Source organism: Methylobacterium terricola (assembly GCF_006151805.1).
Classification (GTDB): Bacteria; Pseudomonadota; Alphaproteobacteria; order Rhizobiales; family Beijerinckiaceae; genus Methylobacterium; species Methylobacterium terricola.
Map to the genome: position 1 here is coordinate 248,480 of NZ_VDDA01000007.1, position 18,361 is coordinate 266,840.

The following is an 18,361-nucleotide window of genomic DNA, read 5'->3' on the forward strand; positions in this document are numbered from 1 at the left end:
CCAGGAAATGCCCCATCGGAAGGCGCGAAGTGGCGCGCCCGCGCCGGGGGTTCAAGCCCCGGGGCGCCGCAACGGATGCCGGGCGGGCTCACGCCTGCGCGAGACCGCCCTCGAGACCGGCCGCCGCCACCAGCGCCCGGGTATAGGCCTCGCGCGGGCGCTCCAGCACCTGATCGGTCGGGCCGCGCTCGACCTCGCGCCCGTTGCGGAGCACCAGCACGGTGTCGGACAAGGCCCGGACCACCGCGAGGTCGTGGGAGATGAAGACGTAGGCGAGGCCATGCGCCGCCTGGAGGTCGCGCAGCAGGGCGACGATGTCGCGCTGCACCGTGCGGTCGAGGGCGGAGGTCGGCTCGTCGAGGACCACGAGGCGGGGGCGCAGGATCATCGCCCGGGCGATGGCGAGGCGCTGGCGCTGGCCGCCCGAGAAGGCGTGCGGGAAGCGGTGGCGCGAGGCGGGATCGAGGCGCACCTCGCGGAAGGCCTCCGCCGCCCGGGCGTCGCGCGCGGCGGCGTCGAGGCGTGGCGCGTGGACCCGCAACCCCTCGGCGACGATCTCGCCGGCGGTGAGGCGGGGCGAGAGCGAGCCCATCGGGTCCTGGAACACCGGCTGGAAGCCGCGGCGCAGGGGCCGCAGCGCGGTGCGGTCGAGGGCGGTGAGGTCGCGATCCTCGAACCGCACCAGGCCGTGAGCGGCGGGCTCGAGGCGAAGCAGCGCCCGGCCGAGGCTCGACTTGCCCGAACCCGATTCGCCGACGACCCCGATCGTCTGGCCGGCCCGGAGCGTCAGGTCGACGCCCTCGACCGCGAGGCGCGGCGGCCCGGCCCGCAGCCAGCGCCGCGGCCCCGGATAGGCGACCGACACGCCGCGCGCCTCCAGCACCACCGGGGCCGAAGCGGGCACCGGCGCTTTGCGCCCGGTGGGCTCGGCGGCCAGGAGATCGCGGGTCTCGGGCGCCTGCGGGTCGCGAAACAGCCGCGCCGTCGGCCCGGTCTCGACGAGGCGGCCGGCGCGCAACACCGCGGTGCGCTCGGCGATGCGCCGGACCAGCCGGAGGTCGTGGGTGATGAACAGGAGCGCGAGGCCGAGGCGGTCCTTCAGGTCGGCCAGCAGCGCCAGGATCTGGGCCTGGACGGTGACGTCGAGCGCCGTGGTCGGCTCGTCGGCGATCAGAAGGTCGGGCTCGCAGGCGAGCGCCATCGCGATCATCACCCGCTGGCGCTCGCCGCCCGACAATTCGTGCGGATAGGCGGAGAGGCGCGAAGCGGCATCGCGGATGCCGACGAGATCCATGAGCTCGCGCGCCCGCGCGCCGGCCCGGCGCCGGCTGAACGACCGATGGGCGCGCAAGGGCAGGGCGATCTGGTGGCCGACCGTGAACAGCGGGTCGAGGGCGGTCATCGGCTCCTGGAACACCAGGCCGATGCGCGCCCCGCGGATCCGGTCGAGGGCGGGGCGGTCCAGGGCCGTCAGCTCGGTTCCGTCGAAGCGCACGCTGCCGGAGACGCGCGCCTGGGGCGGCAGCAGGCCCATCGCGGCCAGCGCGACCTGGCTCTTGCCCGAGCCCGATTCGCCGACGAGGGCCAGGGTCTCGCCGCGGGCGAGGTCGAGGTCGAGGCCGTCGAGCGCCGTGACGCCGGCCTGCGGGTAGCGGACGGTCAGGCCGCGCAGGGAGAGGAGGCTCATGCGGCCTCCCGCGGGTCGAGGGCGTCGCGCAAGCGCTCCCCCAGCAGCGTCAGGGCGAGCAGGGTGGCGACGAGGAACGCGGCCGGCACGACCAGCATCCACGGCGCGGTCTCGAGGCTGCGGGCGCCGTCGGCGATCAGTACGCCCCAGCTCGTCGCCGGCTCCTGCACGCCGAGCCCGAGGAACGACAGGAAGCTCTCGAGCAGGATCACCCGCGGGACCATCAGGGCCGCGAAGGCGACGACGGGGCCGAGCAGGTTCGGCACCACGTGCCGGCGCAGGATCGCCGCGGTGGTGAGTCCCAGCGCCTCCGCCGCCCGGACGTAGTCGCGCCGGCGGATCGCCTGCGCCTCCGCCCGGACGATGCGGGCCATGTCGAGCCATTCGACGGCCCCGACCGCGACGAAGATCAGCGCCACCGAGCGGCCGAAGAACACCACCAGCATGATGACGAAGAACACGAAGGGCAGGGAGTACAGGATGTCGACGAGGCGCATCATCGCCGCGTCGACCCGGCCGCCGAGCGTGCCGGCGAGCGCCCCGTAGGCGACCCCGATGCCGAGCGCCACCGCGGTCGCCATCAGGCCGAGCGCCAGCGACAGCCTCCCTGCCACGAGGGTGCGGGTGAGGAGGTCGCGCCCGAGCGCGTCGGTGCCGGCGAGGAAGCGCAGCGAGCGCAGCGGCGCCTCGACGGTGAGGCGGCGCCCGTCCTCGGAGCGCCCGAGGATGCGCGCCTCCCCGAAGGTGTCGGAGCGGGCGAAGAAGGTCAGCACCCGCGGGTCGACCGGCTTGTCGGCGGCGAGCGTCGCGCGGATCGCGGCGCCGGTCACGCTCACATCCTCGGCCCGCACCCGCATCCGGAAGGCGAGGCGGTCGAGGGCCGGGCGCACGGCGTCCGGCTTCGGGTAGAGCGCGAGCGAGGGCGGGGTGCCGGGATAGTCGTAATAGAGCCGGTCGTAGGGGTGGCCGGTGGCGAGGGGCCCGAAAAGGCAGGCGAGCGTGACGAGGGCCAGCACCGCCGCGCAGGCCCGCGCGACGCGGTCGCCGGCGAGGCGCCGGCGGGCGCGGGCGAGGAGCGAGGCCTCGGCGAAGGCGAGGGCGGCCGGGGACGCGCTCACCCGAACTCCCTCAGGCGCGGGTCGATGAGGGCGCAGGCGAGATCGGCGACGAGGTTGAGCACGAGGACGAACACCGCGATCAGCACCACGGTGCCGAGCACCAGCGTGTAGTCGCGGTTGATCGCGCCGTCGACGAAGTAGCGCCCGACGCCGGGGAGCCCGAACACCGTCTCGACCACCACCGAGCCGGTGAGGAGGCCGGCCGCGGCGGGGCCGAGATAGGACACGACAGGCAGGGCCGCGCCGCGCACCGCATGGAGCGCCAGGATGCGGGGCGGCAGGCCTAAGCCCCGCAGGGTGCGCCAATGCGGCCGGTCGAACACCTCGACGAGGCCGGCCCGCGCCAGCCGGGCGATCACCGCCACCTGCGGCAGCGCCAGGGTGACCACCGGCAGGACGAGGTTCCTCGGAGCGCCGTCGTCCCAGCCGCCGACGGGGAGCCAGCGCAGGGACAGCCCGAAGGCGATCTGGAGGAGGGGCGCCACCACGAAGCCCGGCACGGTGAGCGCGAAGGTGCCGAGCGTCGTCACGGCGTGGTCCAGCCACGCGCCCCGCCGCAGGGCCGAGAGCGCGCCGAGACCCGTGCCGAGGACGAGCGCGACGAGGAGGGCGAGACCGCCCAGCGTCATCGAGACCGGCAGGCCGCGGGCGAACAGCTCCGCCACCGAGAGGTCGCGCACCGAGAAGGACGGCCCGAGATCGCCCCGCGCCAGCGCCGCGAGGTAGCGGCCGTACTGGACGAGGAGCGGCTGGTCGAGGCCGTAGACCCGGCGCAGATTCTCCATCGCGGCGGCCGGCAGCGGCCGTTCGAGGTCGAACGGCCCGCCCGGCGCCAGCCGCACCAGGAAGAACGACAGGGTGACGACGATGAACAGCGTCGGGACGCTCTGGGCGAGGCGGCGCAGGATGTAGGCCGTCATGCGCGGGGCCTCATGCGAGGGACAGCCAGCGGGTCGGCGAGACGCCGCGCAGGTTGGGCGTAAAGCCGCGCAGGCGCGGCCCGATCAGGTGCTTGTGCCGGTAATGCAGCAGCGGGATCCACGGCAGGTCGGCGAGGAAGAGCTCTTCCGCCCGGGAGAGGATCCGGGCCCGGGCCGCGAGGTCGGTCTCGCGGGCCGCATCGCGCATCAGGGCGTCGTAGGCCGGGTTGGCGTAGCGGCCCGAATTGAAGCCGTCGTTGGTGCTCTCGACCAGGAACAGGAAGTTCTGCGGGTCGGCATAGTCGGCAAGCCAGCTCATCCGGGCGATGTCGAACGGGCCGCCGTCGCGCAGGTAGGCGAAATGGGTCTTGGCGTCGGTGGCGGCGAAGGACGTCGCGACGTTGAGCGGCCGCCACATGTCGGCGATCGCCACCATGGTGTTCCGGTTGTTGTCGGTGATGTTGTAGCGCAGCTCGACCGCCAGCGGCGTCCCGCCGGGCCCATAGCCGGCCTCGCGCAGGAGCGCGACCGCCGCATCCTCGCGCTCCAGCGGCGAGAGGTCCCGGCCCGGCATCGTCGGCGGCGGCAGCGCATTGTCGAGCCCGGCCGGCGTCAGGGAATAGGCCGGCAGCATCGTCTCGCCCCACACCGCCTCGGCCAGGAACTCGCGGTCGAGGGCGAGCGACAGGGCGCGACGCACCCGGGCATCGTCGAGGGGGCGCTTCCTCACGTTCACCATCAGCGCGAGCACGCCGAGGGCGGGATTGAGGATCACGCCGGCGCCGAAGCGGGATTTGAGCGCCTTGACCTGGTCGGCGGGCAGGTCCTCGAGGGAATCGATCTCGCCGGCGGCGAAGCGGCGCACCGCGGCGGCGAGATCGGGGGTCGGGATGTACTCGACCTGGGGGATCGCGACCTTGCTCGCCTCGCGGTAATGCGGGTTGCGGATCGCTGTGATGCGGTCGTTCGGCGAGAAGTCCTTGAGGAGGTACGCCCCGTTCGACACCAGGTTGCCGGGCCGGGTGAAGGCGTCGCCGAAGCGGGCGAGCGAGGGCCGGTGGACCGGAATGCTCGCCTGGTGCGCCATCAGCTCGACGAAGTAGGGCGTCGGCTGCGCGAGCCGGATCACCACGGTCAGCGGGTCGGGAGCGGCGACGCCGACCGCGTCGACCGGCATCGCCCCGCGATTGACGTCTTCGGCGTTGCGGATCGGCGCCAGCACGCTGGCGTATTTCGCCCCCGTCGCCGGGTCGAGCATGCGCCGGAAGCCGTGCACGACGTCGTCGGCGACGAACGGGTCGCCGTTCGACCAGCGCCCGTCGGGGCGCAAGGAGAAGGTCCAGGTCAGGCCGTCGGGGGAGGTGGTCCAGCCGGAGGCGGCGCCGGGCACCAGGTTGCCGTCGGGGCCGTAGGCGCTCAGGCCCTCGTAGAGGTCGAGGAGGATCGTCGCCTCGGCCACCGTCGAGGTCTTGTGCGGATCCAGCGTCTCGGGGTCGGCGCCGTTGCCGCGCCGGTAGGAGGCGGGCCCGGCGGCCCGGGCGGGGACCGCCGCGCTCAACGATGCGGCGCCCAACCCCGCGAGGACGTCCCGGCGCCGCATCGCCGGCCTCAGGCGCCGGTCTCGGCCTGGAGCCCGGCGGCCGCGATCCCGGCGAGCGCCGCCTTCTCGTCGTTGTCGGAAGTGTCGCCCGAGATGCCGACGGCGCCGAGAAGCGTGCCGTCGCGCTTGATCAGCACGCCGCCCGGGACCGGGATCAGGCCGGCCGGGCCCGCGACATGGGTCACCGCGGCGACGAAATAGGCCTGCTCCTCGGCCCGCTTGGCGATGGCCCGCGAGCCGATGCCGAGCGCCAGCGCGCCGTTGGCCTTGCCGGCGGCGATCTCCGACCGCTTGAGGCTGGTGCCGTCCTCCACGCCCGCCGCCTTGAGGGCGCCGCGGGCGTCGAGCACCACCACCGCCAGGGGCTTCAGCCCGAGCTCGCGGCCGGCCTTGAGGGCGGCGGTCACGATGGTCGAGGCGGCGTCGAGGGTGAGGTCGGACATGAGCAGCTCCGGGTGGTCGCGCGGGCGGTGCCCGCTCGGTTCGTGACCGGATTACCCGGCGGGACGGGCGGCGCCAAGCCGGTCATCCGAGCGCGCCGCCCATCGGCCTCAATCCGTGAACACCACCGTCTTGCGGCCGTTGGCGATCACCCGGTCCTCCAGCACGTAGCGCACGGCGCGGGCGAGCACCCGGCGCTCGATGTCCCGGCCCTTGCGGACGAGGTCGTCGGGGGTGTCGCGATGCGAGATGCGCTCGACGTCCTGCTCGATGATCGGCCCCTCGTCGAGGTCGCCGGTGACGAGGTGCGAGGTGGCGCCGATCAGCTTCACGCCGCGCTCGTGGGCCTGGTGGTAGGGCCTGGCGCCCTTGAAGCCGGGCAGGAACGAGTGGTGGATGTTGATGCAGCGGCCGGCGAGCTTGTGCGAGAGGTCGTCCGACAGGATCTGCATGTAGCGGGCGAGCACCACCAGCTCGGCCCCGGTCTCCTCGACGAGGCGCCACAGGGCGGCCTCCTGCTGGGGCTTCGTCTCCGGCGTGATCGGCAGGTGGTGGAACGGCACCCCGGCGAGGTCGGCCGCGCCGTAGATCTCGCGCGGGTAGTTCGAGACGACCGCGCAGACCTCCATCGGCAGCTCGCCGATGCGCCAGCGGTAGAGCAGGTCGTTGAGGCAATGGTCGAAGCGCGAGACGAGCAGCATCACGCGGCGCCGCTCGGCCCGGTCGCGCAAGGTCCAGTCCATGCCGAAGCGGGCCGCCACCGCCGTGAAGCCCTCGGCGAGCGCGTCCCGCCCGGGCTCGGCCCGAACCGGGTTGAACACGATCCGCATGAAGAAGCGGCCGGTCTCGACGTCGTCGAATTGCTGCGCGTCGAGGATGTTGCAGCCGGCCTCGAACAGGTAGGCCGACACGCCGGCCACGATCCCCGGGACGTTGGTGCAGGAGAGGGAGAGGACGTAGGAGGGGGTGGTCATGGCTGCCCGGGCTGAGACGACGTGCGTCCCCGCCCTAGGCGATCGTCTCAGGCGCGTGAAGCCCCCGGAGTATCCTCCTTAACGAAAGCGATCCGGTCCCACGTGACGCCGGGACGCCCGAGCTGGGCATCCTCGTCGGTGCGACACAGAATGCACCGCAAGCCCTGCGCCCGGGCGAGATCGATCGTCTCGGATGCGGTCACGTCGAACATCCGGCGCCCGGGCGGCACGGGCCCGTGGCGCAGCGACAGTGCCATCACGCCCCCGACGCGCATCAGGCCGGCGATGCGCGGCATCGCGGAAAGCCGCTCGCCGGCGTCGAGATGCATCCAGACGGCGGTGAGCATCACGACATCGAAGGCCGCGCCGTGCCCGGCGAGCGCGGGCAGGTCCGGCAGGCCGTCGTCCAGCCAGGCGATCTGCGGCGAGGGATGCAGCACCATCGCCCGCCGGCGCAGCTCGGCCGTCGGCTCGACGGCGGTCACGCGGTAGCCGAGGGCGGCGAACCCTGCCGCGTCGCGCCCGGTCCCGGCTCCGACATCGAGGACATGGGCCGGTGGCGCAGGAAGCAGGGGCAGGATCGCCGCGTGGATCTCCGAGAAGGTGATGCTCTCGTATTGCGAGACCAACCTCTCGGCCTCGGCGGCGTAGCCGGCCGTACCCTGCGGAGCACTCCCGTCCGTCACGCGTCCGCCTCCAGCTCCCCGCTCACCTCCAGCCACTCCTCCTCGGCGCTCCCGAGGGCCGACGCGGCCTCGGCCCGCATCCGGGCGAGTTCGCCGGCCTTGGCGGCATCGGTGCGGAAGGCGGTGCCGTCGGCGAGCGCGGCGTCGATCTTGGCGATGGCGGCCGTGAGCTTGGCCATCCGCGCCTCCACCGCCTCGAGCTTGCGGCGCAGGGGGGCGAGCGCGGCCCGGCGCTCGGCGTTGGAGCGGCGCTCCACCGCCTTGGCGCCGCCGGTCGGCTCCTGCGCTTTCTGCGCTTCCGTCTCCGGGCCGGCGAGCACCAGGCGGCGGTAATCGTCCATGTCGCCGTCGAAGGGCTTCACGGTGCCGTTGCGCACCAGCCAGAGCCGGTCGGCGCAGGCCTCGACCAGGAAGCGGTCGTGGCTCACCAGGATCACCGCGCCCTCGTAGTCGTTGATCGCCTCGACGAGCGCCTGGCGGCTCTCGATGTCGAGGTGGTTGGTCGGCTCGTCGAGGATCAGCAGGTGGGGGCCGTTGAAGGCGGCAAGCCCCATCAGCAGCCGCGCCTTCTCGCCGCCGGAGAGCTGCGAGACCGGGGTGTCGGCCTTGTGGCCGGGAAAGCCGAGGCGGGCCGCCGCCGCCCGGGCCTTCGCCTCCGGCACGTCCGGCATCAGGTCGCGGACATGGGCGTAGGCGCTCTCGGCGGGCCTGAGCTCGTCGAGCTGGTGCTGGGCGAAGTAGGCGACGTTCATCTTGCCCCAGCGCCGCACCTCGCCCGACAGCGGGTCGAGCCGGCCGCCGATGAGCTTGCAGAAGGTCGACTTGCCGTTGCCGTTGGCGCCCAGCAGCGCCACCCGGTCGTCGGGGGCAAGCGTCAGGTTGAGGCCGGTCAGCACCGTGCGGTCGGGGTAGCCCGCCTGGACCCGCTCCATCGCGACGAGCGGCGGCGACAGGGCGCGCTCCGGGCTCGGCAGGTGGATCACCGGCACGTCGTCCTCGATGAGCGCCGCGATCGGCTCCATCTTGGCGAGCCGCTTCATCCGCGACTGGGCCTGGCGCGCCTTGGTCGCCTTGGCCTTGAAGCGGTCGACGAAGCTCTGGAGATGGGCGCGCTCGGCCTCCTGCTTCACCCGGGCCTTGGCCTGGAGCATGCGCTTCTCGGCGAGCTGGCGGGCGAACGAGGTGTAGCCGCCGCGATAGAGTGTGAGCTTGCCGCGATCGAGGTGGAGGATGTGGTCGACCGAGGTGTCGAGGAGGTCGCGGTCGTGGCTGATGATCACCGCGGTGCGCGGATAGCGCTCGAGGTAGTCGTAGAGCCAGAGCGTGCCCTCGATGTCGAGGTAGTTGGTCGGCTCGTCGAGGAGCAGCAGGTCCGGCTCGGAAAAGAGCACCGCGGCGAGCGCCACCCGCATCCGCCAGCCGCCGGAGAAGTCGGAGCAGGGCCGGCCTTGCGCCTCGGCGTCGAAGCCGAGGCCGTGCAGGATCGCGGCGGCCCGGGCCGGGGCCGAATGGGCGTCGATGTCGACGAGCCGCGTCTCGATCTCGGCCCGGCGCAACCCGTCGGCGGTCTCGGCCTCTTCCATCAGCCGCGTGCGCTCGGTATCGGCGGCGAGCACCACCGCGTGCAGGGTCTCGGGGCCGGCCGGCGCCTCCTGCGCCACGCCGCCGATCCGGGTGCCCTTCGGCAGGCCGATCGTGCCGCCCTCGGTGGGGATCTCGCCCTGGATGATGCGGAACAGGGTGGTCTTGCCGGCGCCGTTGCGCCCGACGATCCCGACCCGCGCCCGCTCGGGCAGGGCGAAGCTGGCATGGTCGAGGATCAGGCGGTCGCCGATCCGGTAGGTGAGGTCGTTGACGCGGAGCATGGCGCGTTGTGGGGGCGGCGGGCACCGGAGGCAAGGGTGGATCGGTGAGGGGCTTGCGTGTTGACAGCGCGGGGCCCCGCACCGTGTAAGCGAGGCCATGATGCCTGAGCCCGGACCCGCGATGACGTCCTCCTCCGACACCCTGGGCCGGCTCCTCGCCGAGCGCCGGGCCCTGATCGGCATCGTCGGCCTCGGCTATGTCGGGCTGCCGCTGGCGCTCGCCGCGGTCCGGGCCGGCTTTCCGGTGCTCGGCTTCGACGTCGATCCCGGCCGGGTCGCGGCCTTGAACCGGGGCGAGGGGGCGTTCCACCACATCCCGGGCGAGGCCCTGGGTCCCGCGCTCGCCGCCGGCACCTTCGCGGCCACCGGCGACATGGCGCGCCTGTCGGAACCCGACGCGGTGCTGATCTGCGTGCCGACGCCGCTCACCCGCCACCGCGAGCCCGACCTGTCCTACGTCGAGGCCACGGCGCGCGCCATCGCGGCGCGGTTGCGGCCGGGCCAGATCGTGGTGCTCGAATCGACCACCTATCCGGGCACCACCGCCGAGGTGATGCGGCCGATCCTGGAGGAAGGGGGCCTGCGCTCCGGGCACGACTTCTTCCTCGCCTACTCGCCGGAGCGCGAGGATCCGGGCAACGACCAGTTCGACACCGCCCGCATCCCCAAGGTGGTGGGGGCGGACGACGACGCCGCCCGGACCCTGGCGGACGCCCTCTACGGCGCCCTGGTGGTGCGCACCGTGCCGGTCTCCTCGGCGGCGGCGGCGGAGGCCGTGAAGCTCACCGAGAACATCTTCCGGTCGGTCAACATCGCCCTCGTGAACGAGCTGAAGCTCGTCTACGACGCGATGGGGATCGACGTCTGGGAGGTGATCCAGGCCGCCGCCACCAAGCCGTTCGGCTTCATGCCGTTCCAGCCCGGGCCGGGTCTCGGGGGCCACTGCATCCCGATCGATCCGTTCTACCTCGCCTGGAAGGCGCGGGAATTCGACGTGCCGGCCCGGTTCGTGGAACTCGCCGGCGAGGTCAACACGCGGATGCCCTACCACGTGGTCGAGCGCCTGGCGGCGGCCGTCGACCGCACCGGCCGCGCCTTCTCGGGCGCAACGGTGCTGGTGCTGGGCCTCGCCTACAAGCGCAACGTCGAGGATACACGCGAGAGCCCGGCGCTGAAGCTGATCCGGCTGATCGAGGCCCGGGGCGCGAGAGCGCTCTACCACGACCCCCTGGTGCCCGTCCTGCCGGCGACCCGCGAGCACCCGGAGCTCGCCGGGCGGCGCTCGGAGGCCCTGACGCCGGAGATCCTGCGCGCCGTCGACGCGGTGCTGATCGCCACCGATCACGACGGCGTCGATTACGGGCTGGTGGCGCACGAAGCCCGGCTCGTCGTCGACACCCGCAACGTCATGGCGCGGCACGGCTTCACGGATGAACTAACAAATGCGACGATCGTGAAGGCCTGAAGTCGAAAAAACCGCGGGTTGTCCGGCACATGACCCGGGGGGAAGGCCGCCCGCGCCCTGGCGAGCGCGGCAGCGCCGGGCTAGATACGCGGGGCAACGCCGCGTGCGCGGGGGTCGAGGGCAGCAGATGGGTCGGCTCGCAGGGTTTCCGTTCTTCAAGGACGCGGGCGTCGACCTGACCTCGTACGAATCGCGCTGCATCTGGCGCCGGTTCGACGCCAACGAGATCCTGGTCGATTTCGACGACGCCTCGACCGACGTCTACCTGCTCGCCGCCGGCGAGGTGCGGATCCTCAACCGGACGCAATCCGGCAAGGAGGTGATCCTCGGCGAGATGCGGGCCGGCGAGTTCTTCGGCGAGCTCGCCGCCATCGACGGGGTCAGCCGCTCGGCCAACGTCACGGCGCTCACCCGCGGCGAGCTCTGCGTGGTGCCGGCGGCGGTCTTCCGCGAGATCGTGTTCGCGGCCCCGCCGATCGCCGACAAGCTGCTGCGGCTGCTCGCCAAGCGCGTGCGGATGCTCAACGCCCGGCTGATGGAGCACGCGGTCCTCGACCTGCGCCACCGCCTCTACGCCGAATTGCTGCGCCTCTCCGCCCCCCGGCCCGGCACCGACGGCGAGCGCGCCGTGAGCCCGCCGCCCTACCACCACGTGCTCGCCGCCCGCATCGGCTGCCGCCGCGAGCAGGTGACGCGGGAATTCACCGTGATGGCCCAGGAAGGCCTCGTCGACCGCACCCGCGGCGCGCTGATCCTGCGCCGGCCGGACATCCTCGAGGCGCGGGTGGCGGAGGCCCTGCGGGAGGACGCGTAGGCGGCCCGCCGTGGATCCTGGGCCCGGAGGTCCAGGTTCAAGACGCGCGCGGCGCAGCGTTACGAGGGGGTTCCTTCAACCGTCGATGGAGGACGGGCGTGGGGCCGTGATGAAGTCGCGGATGGCCCCGAACACCCTCTCCGGATCGTCCCCATGGATGTCGTGGGCGCACTGCTCCAGACGCTCGAAGCGCAAGAGGTGGGCGGGAATGGCCGCGGCCGTCGCTTCGGCCAGGGGCATCGGCACGATGGGGTCGTGCTCGCCCGCCATCAGCAGCACGGGGCAGCGCAGCGTGGCGAGGCCGTCGCGGAAGTCGAACCGCCCCTGCTCGTTGCGGGGCCCGTTGAAGTGCAACGCCACCTCCGTCCGCATGATGATGCGCGACAGATTCGGGGGCGGCCGGTCGCGCCGGTGCCGGTAGAACGGCCGGCATCGCTCGAGGTAGCGGGCCCGTCCCTCCGGGGTCGGGTTCATCCAGTAGCGTTCGGCCAGCGCGCCGATCTCGGGGCCGCCGAGACGCGCGAACGCGGCGAAGATCGTCGGGAAGTCGATCCTGGCGGCCGTGCTGAGCAGGGTGAGCTTGCCCGGGTGGTCGGGGTAGCGGGTGGCGTAGGCTTGCGCGACGAAGCCGCCGAACGACAGACCGCACACGATCGGGCGGACGAGACCGAGCGCGTCGCAGAGACCCTTCACGTCGTCGGCCCACTGCGCCAGGGTCCAGGTCGCGGGATCGTTGCCCTCGCTGCGGCCGTTGCCGCGCAGGTCGCAAAAGATCACCTGCGCGACATCGCCGAGGCTGGCGAACGCCTCCTTGAAGCCGGTGTGATCCCAGCCCGGCCCGCCGTGCAGCATGAGGAGCGCCGGCTTCTCGCGCATGGTGTCGCCGTCCGGCACGAGGCCGAGATTCGCGACATCCACGAAGAGCCGCACACCGTTCACGGCGATGCGCATCGTGTCGATCCTCGACGCGGTCGGGCGCGCTGACGCTCGTTCCTGGCCTGCCGCTCCAGCGCGGACGTCTCAGGCGCGGCCCTCGTGGTCCGTGCGACCTACGCGAGGCCGCCTGCCGGCGCGGGAGCGAGGACACGGTCGACGAGGCCCCAGTCGAGCGCCTCCTCCGCCGTCATGAAGCGGTCGCGGTCCATGGCGCGCTCGAACTCCTCGTAGGACCGCCCGCAATGCTCGGCGTAGAGCCGCGTCATGCGCTGCTTGGTCCGCAGCGTCTCCGCGGCGTGGATGAGGATGTCCGACGCCTGTCCCTTGTAGCCGCCCAGAGGCTGGTGGATGAGGATGCTGGCATTGGGCAGCACGGCCCGCTGCCCGGGCTCGCCGGCCATGAGCAGGAACGAGCCCATCGAGTAGGCCATTCCCATGCACAGCGTGTGCACCGGGGCGCGGATGTGGCGCATGGTGTCGTACATCGCAAACCCGCTCGTGACGACGCCGCCCGGCGAGTTGATGTAGAGGTGGATCGGCCGCGTCGGGTTCTCCGCCTCCAGGAACAGGAGCTGGGCGCAGACCAGCGCCGAGACCGTGTCGTTCACCTCTCCATTGAGGAAGACGATGCGCTCGCGCAGGAGGCGGGAATAGATGTCGAAGGACCGCTCCCCGCGGCTGGACTGCTCGACGACCATGGGGACGAGCTGCATCGCGTCGCGCATCGGCGACCTCCGATCTTCCGGGATGAGGCTGGAGCATCTTCCGACGAAGGAGATTGGTTCGTCGCAGAAAATGCGGCAAAATCGACGAGCGAGAGGAGCGTCTGATTGCAAAGCGATCGGGCGATGCTCTCGACATCACTCGCTGAAGCGGTGACCGGTTCGGCGAATGATGCAGAAGCGAGGGTTCAAGCAGCGTTGCGCCATCGGATCTTATGAGGACGCGCGGTGTCAGGCCGCGCGCAACCGGGGGGCGTTGCCGTTCGCGGCGGCCTTCGTCAGATGCGTGAACCGGGCATCCGTCAGTTCGTGAATGATCCGCAGGCAGGTGCCGCCCGTGCCGTTCGGGGCGATGCGGAACGTCACCGTGCTCTCGAGGTAGGGCGGGACGGCCTCGCGCATCCGGTAGCTGACCTCGCGCCCGGGCGTGACGGCGATCGGTTCGGGCGCGGCCAGGGCCGCCTCGGGCAGCCAATGCTCCCGAAGCGCCGGGAGGCTGAGCGCACGCCACACCTTCTCGGGCGGCTCGCTCAGCGCGTAGGCCTGCTCGATGCCGGGGCCGGGCTCGTGACGCGCCGGGTCGCTCATTGGTCCATCTCCTTCAGCACGGCCTTGAGCGCGTCGACGCGGGCGGGCCAGTAGGCACGGTACTTCGCCAGCCATTGCGCGATGAGTGCCACGCCGGCCGGATCGACGTCGTAGTTCACGAAACGACCCTGCCGCGTCTGGCGCACGAGCCCGGCGCCCCGCAGCACGGCGAGGTGCTGCGACATCGCCGGCTGGCTGATCGCCATGCCCTCGCGGAGTGCGCTGGCGTTCATGCACCCGTCCGCGAGCTTCTCGAAGATCGCGCGTCGGGTGGGGTCCGCCAGGGCCCGGAAGATGTCGTCCTCGACCATGACCATAGATAAGCAGATGCTTATGTGAACCGCAAGCCCGGACTGCGGGCCGCGTGGCGCGAGAGCATCGTCCGCCGTGCGCGGGTGCGAGGACGGCAGCCCGTCATACGAGTTCCAGTTGATCTGCCCGAAGACAGGAGAGCGCGTCTCCCCTCTCCCGAGTGGAAGAGGGGCCGGGGGATCGAAGATCCCGCGTGAGGGTGACACACTGCAATGTAAAGCTGTGACCGTCGTGCTGGCAGGTCGACACTGGGCGCTTCATACGGACCCGTATCACCCTCGCGCGATCTTCGATCGCCCCTACCCCACACCTTGCAGCGATACCGGGCAAGCCCGGCATCGCCTGGAGAGGGGATCCCGCGCTTTGCTGACTGAATGACAGATCAGGCGGAAACCGTATCACACGGCCGAGCCGACCAGATCCGGATCGGCATCCCCGACCGCCAGCGCCTCCGCCAGCCGCATCGCCGCCGCATCAAGCTCCTGCGGGCGGCAGGAGGCGAAGCCGAGGAGCAAGCCGGCCCGGTCGGTGGGTCCCGCATGGAGCCGGGACAGGGGGAGCACGTCGAGGCCGCGGGTCGCGGCGCGGGCCGCCACCGCCACGTCGTCGCCCCCGTCGCGCAAGGTCGCGAGGAGCTGGAGCCCGCCGGCCGGCGCCGCGACGTCCAGCCGGTCGGCGCAGTGCGCGCGCAACGCCGCGACGAGGCGGTCCCGCCGCTCGCGGTAGAGCCGGCGCACCCGGCGCACATGGGCCCGGTAATGCCCGCGCCGGAGGAACAGGGCCAGCGCGTCCTGGACCGGGGAGGCCGCGAACAGGCCGAGCTGGCGCTGCGCGGCCAGCACCGGGGCGAGAAGGGGCCGTGGCACGACCATGGTGCCGATCCGGATCGCCGGGAGCGTCGCCTTGGAGAAGGTCCCGGCGTAGACGACGCACCCGGCCTCGTCGAGGGCCTGGAGGGCGGGGACCGGCGCGCCGTCGAAGTGGAACTCGCCGTCGTAATCGTCCTCGACGACGATCGCGCCCGCCGCCTCGGCGCGGCGCAGGAGGGCGCGCCGCCGGGAGAGCGGCATTAGGCCTCCGGTCGGGAATTGGTGCGAGGGTGTCGTGACGACGAGCTTCGGGGCCGGCCCGTCCTCGGGGAGGGTGAGGCCTCCGGCATCGACGGGAATCGGGCGGATGCGCGCCCGGGCCGCCCGCAAGGCGGCCCAGGACCCCGGATAGCCGGGATCCTCCATCCAGGCCTCGTCCCCGGGATCGAGCAGGATCGCGGCGATCAGCGCCAGGGCGGCCCGGGCGCTCGGCAGGAGGACGACCTGATCGGGCGACGCCCGCACGCCGCGGGCGGCGGCGAGATGGTCCAGCAGCGCCGTCTGGAGGGCGGGGCTGTTGGCGACGAAGGGCGGCCCGGGCGGAGGCCGGCGAGCGGCCTCGCGCAGGCAGCGGGCCCAGGCGGCGTGCGGGAATTCCCGCGCATCGGGAAAGCCGGTGCGGAAGGGCCGCAAGCCCGTTTCCGCCGGCGCGGCCGGCAGGGCGGCGGCCCAGGCCGAGAGCGCGGGCCCGGCCGCAAGGCCATTGCGGCCGAGATCGTCGGGGCCTCGCGCCGGCCCCGGCGCGAAGCCGCCCTGCGCGGCCACGACCGGTCGGCAGCCCTGCCGCACGACGAGGTAGCCCTCGGCCGCCAGTTGCTCCCACGCCGCCATGACGGTGTTGCGCGAGACGCCGAGATCCTGCGCGAAAAGCCGGCTCGACGGCAGCATCGCGCCGGGCGCCAGCCGGCCCCGGGCGATCAGGTCCCGCAGCTGCGCGGTGAGATCGGCCGACAGGCCGCGCCCGCGACACGGGTCGAGCGCAACCAGATCGGCGAGGACGGCCGTCATCCGCTGGTACCCCGGGAATGGCGGAAGCGGATCTCGGACGAGGTCCAGTCTGACGCTATGCCGGTCGCCGCCCCCGGATCAAGGCTGCCGGGGCGAAGGATGACGGCATGCCCCCGAGTCTCCCGACACCACAGGTCTCGACGCCCAAGGCCCTGGCCGTCCTCGCCGTCGTCGTCACGGCCTGGGGCTGCAACTGGTCCGTCACCAAGCTGCTGGTCGCGGCGGTGCCGCCGCTCTGGACCACGGCGTTGCGCTGCTGGATCGCCTTCGCGGCCGTGCTGGTGATCCTCGCCGCCTCGGGCCGGCTGGTCCGACCGCCCCGCAGCGACCTGCCGGCCATCGCCGGCACCGGGCTCCTGCACATGGTCGCGTTCTCGACCTTGTCGGGGGCGGGCCTGACCTTCCTGCCGGCGAGCCAGGCGATCGTGCTCGGCTACACCACCCCGCTCTGGGTCGCCCTGATGGCGCCGCTGGCGCTCGGCGAGCGGCTGGGTCCGGGCCGCCTCGCGGGAGTCGGGCTCGGGCTCGCCGGCCTCGCGGTGCTGCTCAACCCGGCGGCCTTCGACTGGGGCCGGGCCGACACGGTGACCGGCTGCGCCCTGGTCCTGGCGGCGTCCGTGGCATGGGCGGCCAACATCGTGCTGATCCGGTCACGCCCCTGGCGCGCCGGCCCGCTCCAGCTCCTGGTCTGGCAGGCCCTGGTGGCGGCCCTGGTGCTGACCGGGCTCGCCCTGTGGCGCGACGGGCCGCCCCGCTTCGCCTGGACGGGCGAGATCGTCGCCCTGCTCCTCGCGAGCAGCCTCGTCGGCACCGTGCTGGGCTACGGGGCGATGGCGGTCGTGAACCGGAGCCTGCCGGCCGTGACCACCGCGCTCGGCCTCACCGCCACGCCCCTCGTCGGCATCGCCTGCGCGGCGCTGCTGCTCGGCGAGCGCATCGGCCCGACGCTCGCCGCCGCCGCGGCGCTGATCGTGGCGGGCCTCGTCGTCGGCGGGTCATCGCGGGCGCGATGAGCGCCGCATCAGGCCCCGGGGACGAACGGCAGGCGCCGGCGGACCAGGGCGACGTGATAGGCCGCGCCGTGGGGCAGGGCGGCGTCGTCGAAATCGTAGGTCGGGTTGTGCAGGGGCGCCGAATCCTCGCCGTTGCCGAGGAAGACGAAGCACCCCGGGACGTGGGCGAGGAAGCGGGCGAAATCCTCCGATCCGGTCATCGGCGCCCGCGCGACGGCGACGGCCTGCGGCCCGAGCACGGTCCGGGCGGCGGCGAGCGCCTCCTCGGTCAGCGCGGGATCGTTGAGGAGCGGCACGAACTCGCGGGTATAGGTGACCTCGGCGGTGACGCCGTGGCTCAGCGCCGTGCCCTCGGCGATCACACGCATCTGCCGCTCGATCGCGGCGCTGACCTCGGGCCGGAAGCTGCGCGCATCGCCGAGGAGGCGCGCCTGGCCGGGCAGGGCGTTGCGGGTGCCGTCGGCGATCAGCTCGGTCACCGAGACCACGGCGGTCTCCGCCGGATCGAGGCGGCGCGAGACGATGGTCTGGAGGTTCATCACGGTGGCGCAGGCGGCGACCAGGACCTCGCTCGTCGCGTGCGGCCGGGCGGCGTGGCCGCCGACGCCCCGGAGCACGATCTCGAAATTGTCCTCCGCCGCCATGATCGGCCCGGGGCGGGTCTCGAGATGGCCGACGGGCAGGCCGGGCAGGGTGTGCAGGCCGTGGATCTCCTCGAACGGGAACCGCTCCAGCAGCCCGTCCTCCAGCATCGCGAGGGCGCCGCGGCCCCATTCCTCGGCGGGCTGGAACAGGAATCGGACCGTCCCGTCGAACCCGCCCTCGGCGGCGAGCACCCGGGCGGCGGCGAGCAGCATCACCGTGTGGCCGTCATGGCCGCAGGCATGCATCGTCCCCGGCACCGTCGAGCGGTGGGGGTGGGTGCCCTGCTCGGCGATGCGCAAGGCGTCCATGTCGGCGCGGAGCGCGATCGTCCGGGGGCCGCTGCCGCGCCGGAGCGTGCCGACCACCCCGGTGCCGCCGATCCCCTCGGCGACGTCGAGGCCGAAATCCCGCAAGCGTCCCGCCACGAAGGCGGCGGTGCGCCGCTCCTCGAACCCGAATTCGGGATGGGCGTGGAGGTCGCGCCGCCAGGCGACCATGTCCCGCAAGGCGGCCGGATCAATCGTCGTCATGCCCCCTCCAGCGCCGCTTCGGTGACGAGGACGAGGATGCGGCTGTCCCGGTCGAGGCGCAGATCCGCCGCCCGGGCCGGATCGGCCAGGACCGCCAGCAGGCCGGCAAGGCCCGCCGCGCCGGACGGCGTCGTCGCCGGACCGCCCGCCTCGGCGAGGAGACGCGGG

At 72.9% G+C, this 18,361-nt stretch carries 17 protein-coding genes; 3 read left to right on the forward strand and 14 right to left on the reverse strand.

Annotation, left to right across the window (positions count from 1 at the left end; all coding sequences use genetic code 11):
* Nucleotides 1–88: 88 nt before the first annotated feature.
* The 8 genes from FF100_RS17990 to FF100_RS18025 all read right to left on the reverse strand — a co-directional run bounded on the left by FF100_RS17990 (nt 89) and on the right by FF100_RS18025 (nt 9,291).
* Nucleotides 89–1,687 (reverse strand): ABC transporter ATP-binding protein, encoded by a 1,599-nt coding sequence (locus FF100_RS17990; RefSeq protein ID WP_139037048.1) that lies wholly within the window; start codon nt 1,685–1,687, stop codon nt 89–91.
* Entirely contained in the window at nt 1,684–2,805 is a 1,122-nt protein-coding gene (locus FF100_RS17995) for an ABC transporter permease (protein WP_139037049.1), read from the reverse strand. Before FF100_RS17995 ends, FF100_RS17990 begins: the two co-directional genes overlap by 4 nt.
* Nucleotides 2,802–3,725 carry an ABC transporter permease gene (locus FF100_RS18000; protein WP_139037050.1) on the reverse strand — a complete coding sequence of 308 codons (924 nt, stop codon included), beginning with the start codon at nt 3,723–3,725 and terminating at the stop codon, nt 2,802–2,804. The genes FF100_RS17995 and FF100_RS18000 overlap by 4 nt, the downstream gene beginning before the upstream one ends.
* 10 nt (nt 3,726–3,735) lie before the next feature.
* On the reverse strand, nt 3,736–5,325 hold the full coding sequence (locus FF100_RS18005) for a peptide ABC transporter substrate-binding protein (protein WP_171070225.1): 1,590 nt from the start codon (nt 5,323–5,325) through the stop codon (nt 3,736–3,738).
* 8 nt (nt 5,326–5,333) lie between these two features.
* Entirely contained in the window at nt 5,334–5,768 is a 435-nt protein-coding gene (locus tag FF100_RS18010; protein WP_139037052.1) for a GlcG/HbpS family heme-binding protein, read from the reverse strand.
* Between the two features lie 108 nt (nt 5,769–5,876).
* Nucleotides 5,877–6,740, reverse strand: a complete 864-nt coding sequence (gene purU, locus FF100_RS18015; protein ID WP_139037053.1) for a formyltetrahydrofolate deformylase — start codon at nt 6,738–6,740, stop codon at nt 5,877–5,879.
* A 47-nt stretch (nt 6,741–6,787) separates the two neighbouring features.
* Nucleotides 6,788–7,426 carry a class I SAM-dependent methyltransferase gene (locus FF100_RS18020; RefSeq protein ID WP_139037054.1) on the reverse strand — a complete coding sequence of 213 codons (639 nt, stop codon included), beginning with the start codon at nt 7,424–7,426 and terminating at the stop codon, nt 6,788–6,790.
* The gene (locus FF100_RS18025; protein ID WP_139037055.1) at nt 7,423–9,291 is read right to left on the reverse strand and encodes an ABC-F family ATP-binding cassette domain-containing protein; all 1,869 of its coding nucleotides are present in this window, start codon (nt 9,289–9,291) and stop codon (nt 7,423–7,425) included. Before FF100_RS18025 ends, FF100_RS18020 begins: the two co-directional genes overlap by 4 nt.
* Before the next feature lie 121 nt (nt 9,292–9,412).
* Between FF100_RS18025 and FF100_RS18030 the strand changes: the two genes are divergently transcribed.
* Both FF100_RS18030 and FF100_RS18035 read left to right on the forward strand, forming a co-directional pair.
* Entirely contained in the window at nt 9,413–10,756 is a 1,344-nt protein-coding gene (locus FF100_RS18030) for a nucleotide sugar dehydrogenase (RefSeq protein WP_139037056.1), read from the forward strand.
* Between the two features lie 127 nt (nt 10,757–10,883).
* A complete protein-coding gene (locus tag FF100_RS18035; RefSeq protein WP_139037057.1) occupies nt 10,884–11,570 on the forward strand; it encodes a Crp/Fnr family transcriptional regulator in 687 nt (228 codons plus the stop codon).
* Between the two features lie 75 nt (nt 11,571–11,645).
* Here the strand turns inward: FF100_RS18035 and FF100_RS18040 are convergent, their stop codons facing one another.
* The 5 genes from FF100_RS18040 to pdxR all read right to left on the reverse strand — a co-directional run bounded on the left by FF100_RS18040 (nt 11,646) and on the right by pdxR (nt 16,005).
* The gene (locus FF100_RS18040) at nt 11,646–12,521 is read right to left on the reverse strand and encodes an alpha/beta fold hydrolase (protein ID WP_139037058.1); all 876 of its coding nucleotides are present in this window, start codon (nt 12,519–12,521) and stop codon (nt 11,646–11,648) included.
* Nucleotides 12,522–12,619: 98 nt separating this feature from the next.
* Nucleotides 12,620–13,231, reverse strand: coding sequence for an ATP-dependent Clp protease proteolytic subunit (locus FF100_RS18045; protein WP_139037059.1), 612 nt, complete (start codon nt 13,229–13,231; stop codon nt 12,620–12,622).
* A 228-nt stretch (nt 13,232–13,459) separates the two neighbouring features.
* Nucleotides 13,460–13,816 (reverse strand): SRPBCC family protein, encoded by a 357-nt coding sequence (locus FF100_RS18050; protein WP_139037060.1) that lies wholly within the window; start codon nt 13,814–13,816, stop codon nt 13,460–13,462.
* Complete coding sequence (locus tag FF100_RS18055) at nt 13,813–14,133, reverse strand: ArsR/SmtB family transcription factor (RefSeq protein ID WP_425463324.1); 321 nt, start codon at nt 14,131–14,133, stop codon at nt 13,813–13,815. The genes FF100_RS18050 and FF100_RS18055 overlap by 4 nt, the downstream gene beginning before the upstream one ends.
* A 393-nt stretch (nt 14,134–14,526) precedes the next feature.
* Nucleotides 14,527–16,005: a MocR-like pyridoxine biosynthesis transcription factor PdxR gene (gene pdxR / locus FF100_RS18060; RefSeq protein WP_139037061.1), complete on the reverse strand. Its 1,479-nt coding sequence runs from the start codon at nt 16,003–16,005 to the stop codon at nt 14,527–14,529.
* 107 nt (nt 16,006–16,112) lie between these two features.
* Here pdxR and FF100_RS18065 point away from each other — a divergent pair, with 107 nt between their 5' ends.
* Nucleotides 16,113–17,018, forward strand: coding sequence for a DMT family transporter (locus FF100_RS18065; protein WP_139037062.1), 906 nt, complete (start codon nt 16,113–16,115; stop codon nt 17,016–17,018).
* An 8-nt stretch (nt 17,019–17,026) separates the two neighbouring features.
* On the opposite strand, the gene FF100_RS18070 is transcribed toward FF100_RS18065, so the two are convergent.
* A complete protein-coding gene (locus FF100_RS18070) occupies nt 17,027–18,193 on the reverse strand; it encodes an amidohydrolase (RefSeq protein WP_139037063.1) in 1,167 nt (388 codons plus the stop codon).
* Between the last annotated feature and the right edge of the window lie 168 nt (nt 18,194–18,361).

Excerpts from the sequence above, each read along its gene's own strand:
- FF100_RS17990 (WP_139037048.1), bottom strand. The coding sequence starts at position 1,687 with ATGAGCCTCCTCTCCCTGCGCGGCCTGACCGTCCGCTACCCGCAGGCC.
- FF100_RS18000 (WP_139037050.1), bottom strand. The coding sequence starts at position 3,725 with ATGACGGCCTACATCCTGCGCCGCCTCGCCCAGAGCGTCCCGACGCTG.
- FF100_RS18005 (WP_171070225.1), bottom strand. The coding sequence starts at position 5,325 with ATGCGGCGCCGGGACGTCCTCGCGGGGTTGGGCGCCGCATCGTTGAGC.
- FF100_RS18010 (WP_139037052.1), bottom strand. The coding sequence starts at position 5,768 with ATGTCCGACCTCACCCTCGACGCCGCCTCGACCATCGTGACCGCCGCC.
- purU (WP_139037053.1), bottom strand. The coding sequence starts at position 6,740 with ATGACCACCCCCTCCTACGTCCTCTCCCTCTCCTGCACCAACGTCCCG.
- FF100_RS18025 (WP_139037055.1), bottom strand. The coding sequence starts at position 9,291 with ATGCTCCGCGTCAACGACCTCACCTACCGGATCGGCGACCGCCTGATC.
- FF100_RS18030 (WP_139037056.1), top strand. The coding sequence starts at position 9,413 with ATGACGTCCTCCTCCGACACCCTGGGCCGGCTCCTCGCCGAGCGCCGG.
- FF100_RS18035 (WP_139037057.1), top strand. The coding sequence starts at position 10,884 with ATGGGTCGGCTCGCAGGGTTTCCGTTCTTCAAGGACGCGGGCGTCGAC.
- FF100_RS18040 (WP_139037058.1), bottom strand. The coding sequence starts at position 12,521 with ATGCGCATCGCCGTGAACGGTGTGCGGCTCTTCGTGGATGTCGCGAAT.
- FF100_RS18045 (WP_139037059.1), bottom strand. The coding sequence starts at position 13,231 with ATGCGCGACGCGATGCAGCTCGTCCCCATGGTCGTCGAGCAGTCCAGC.
- FF100_RS18050 (WP_139037060.1), bottom strand. The coding sequence starts at position 13,816 with ATGAGCGACCCGGCGCGTCACGAGCCCGGCCCCGGCATCGAGCAGGCC.
- FF100_RS18055 (WP_425463324.1), bottom strand. The coding sequence starts at position 14,133 with ATGGTCATGGTCGAGGACGACATCTTCCGGGCCCTGGCGGACCCCACC.
- pdxR (WP_139037061.1), bottom strand. The coding sequence starts at position 16,005 with ATGACGGCCGTCCTCGCCGATCTGGTTGCGCTCGACCCGTGTCGCGGG.
- FF100_RS18065 (WP_139037062.1), top strand. The coding sequence starts at position 16,113 with ATGCCCCCGAGTCTCCCGACACCACAGGTCTCGACGCCCAAGGCCCTG.
- FF100_RS18070 (WP_139037063.1), bottom strand. The coding sequence starts at position 18,193 with ATGACGACGATTGATCCGGCCGCCTTGCGGGACATGGTCGCCTGGCGG.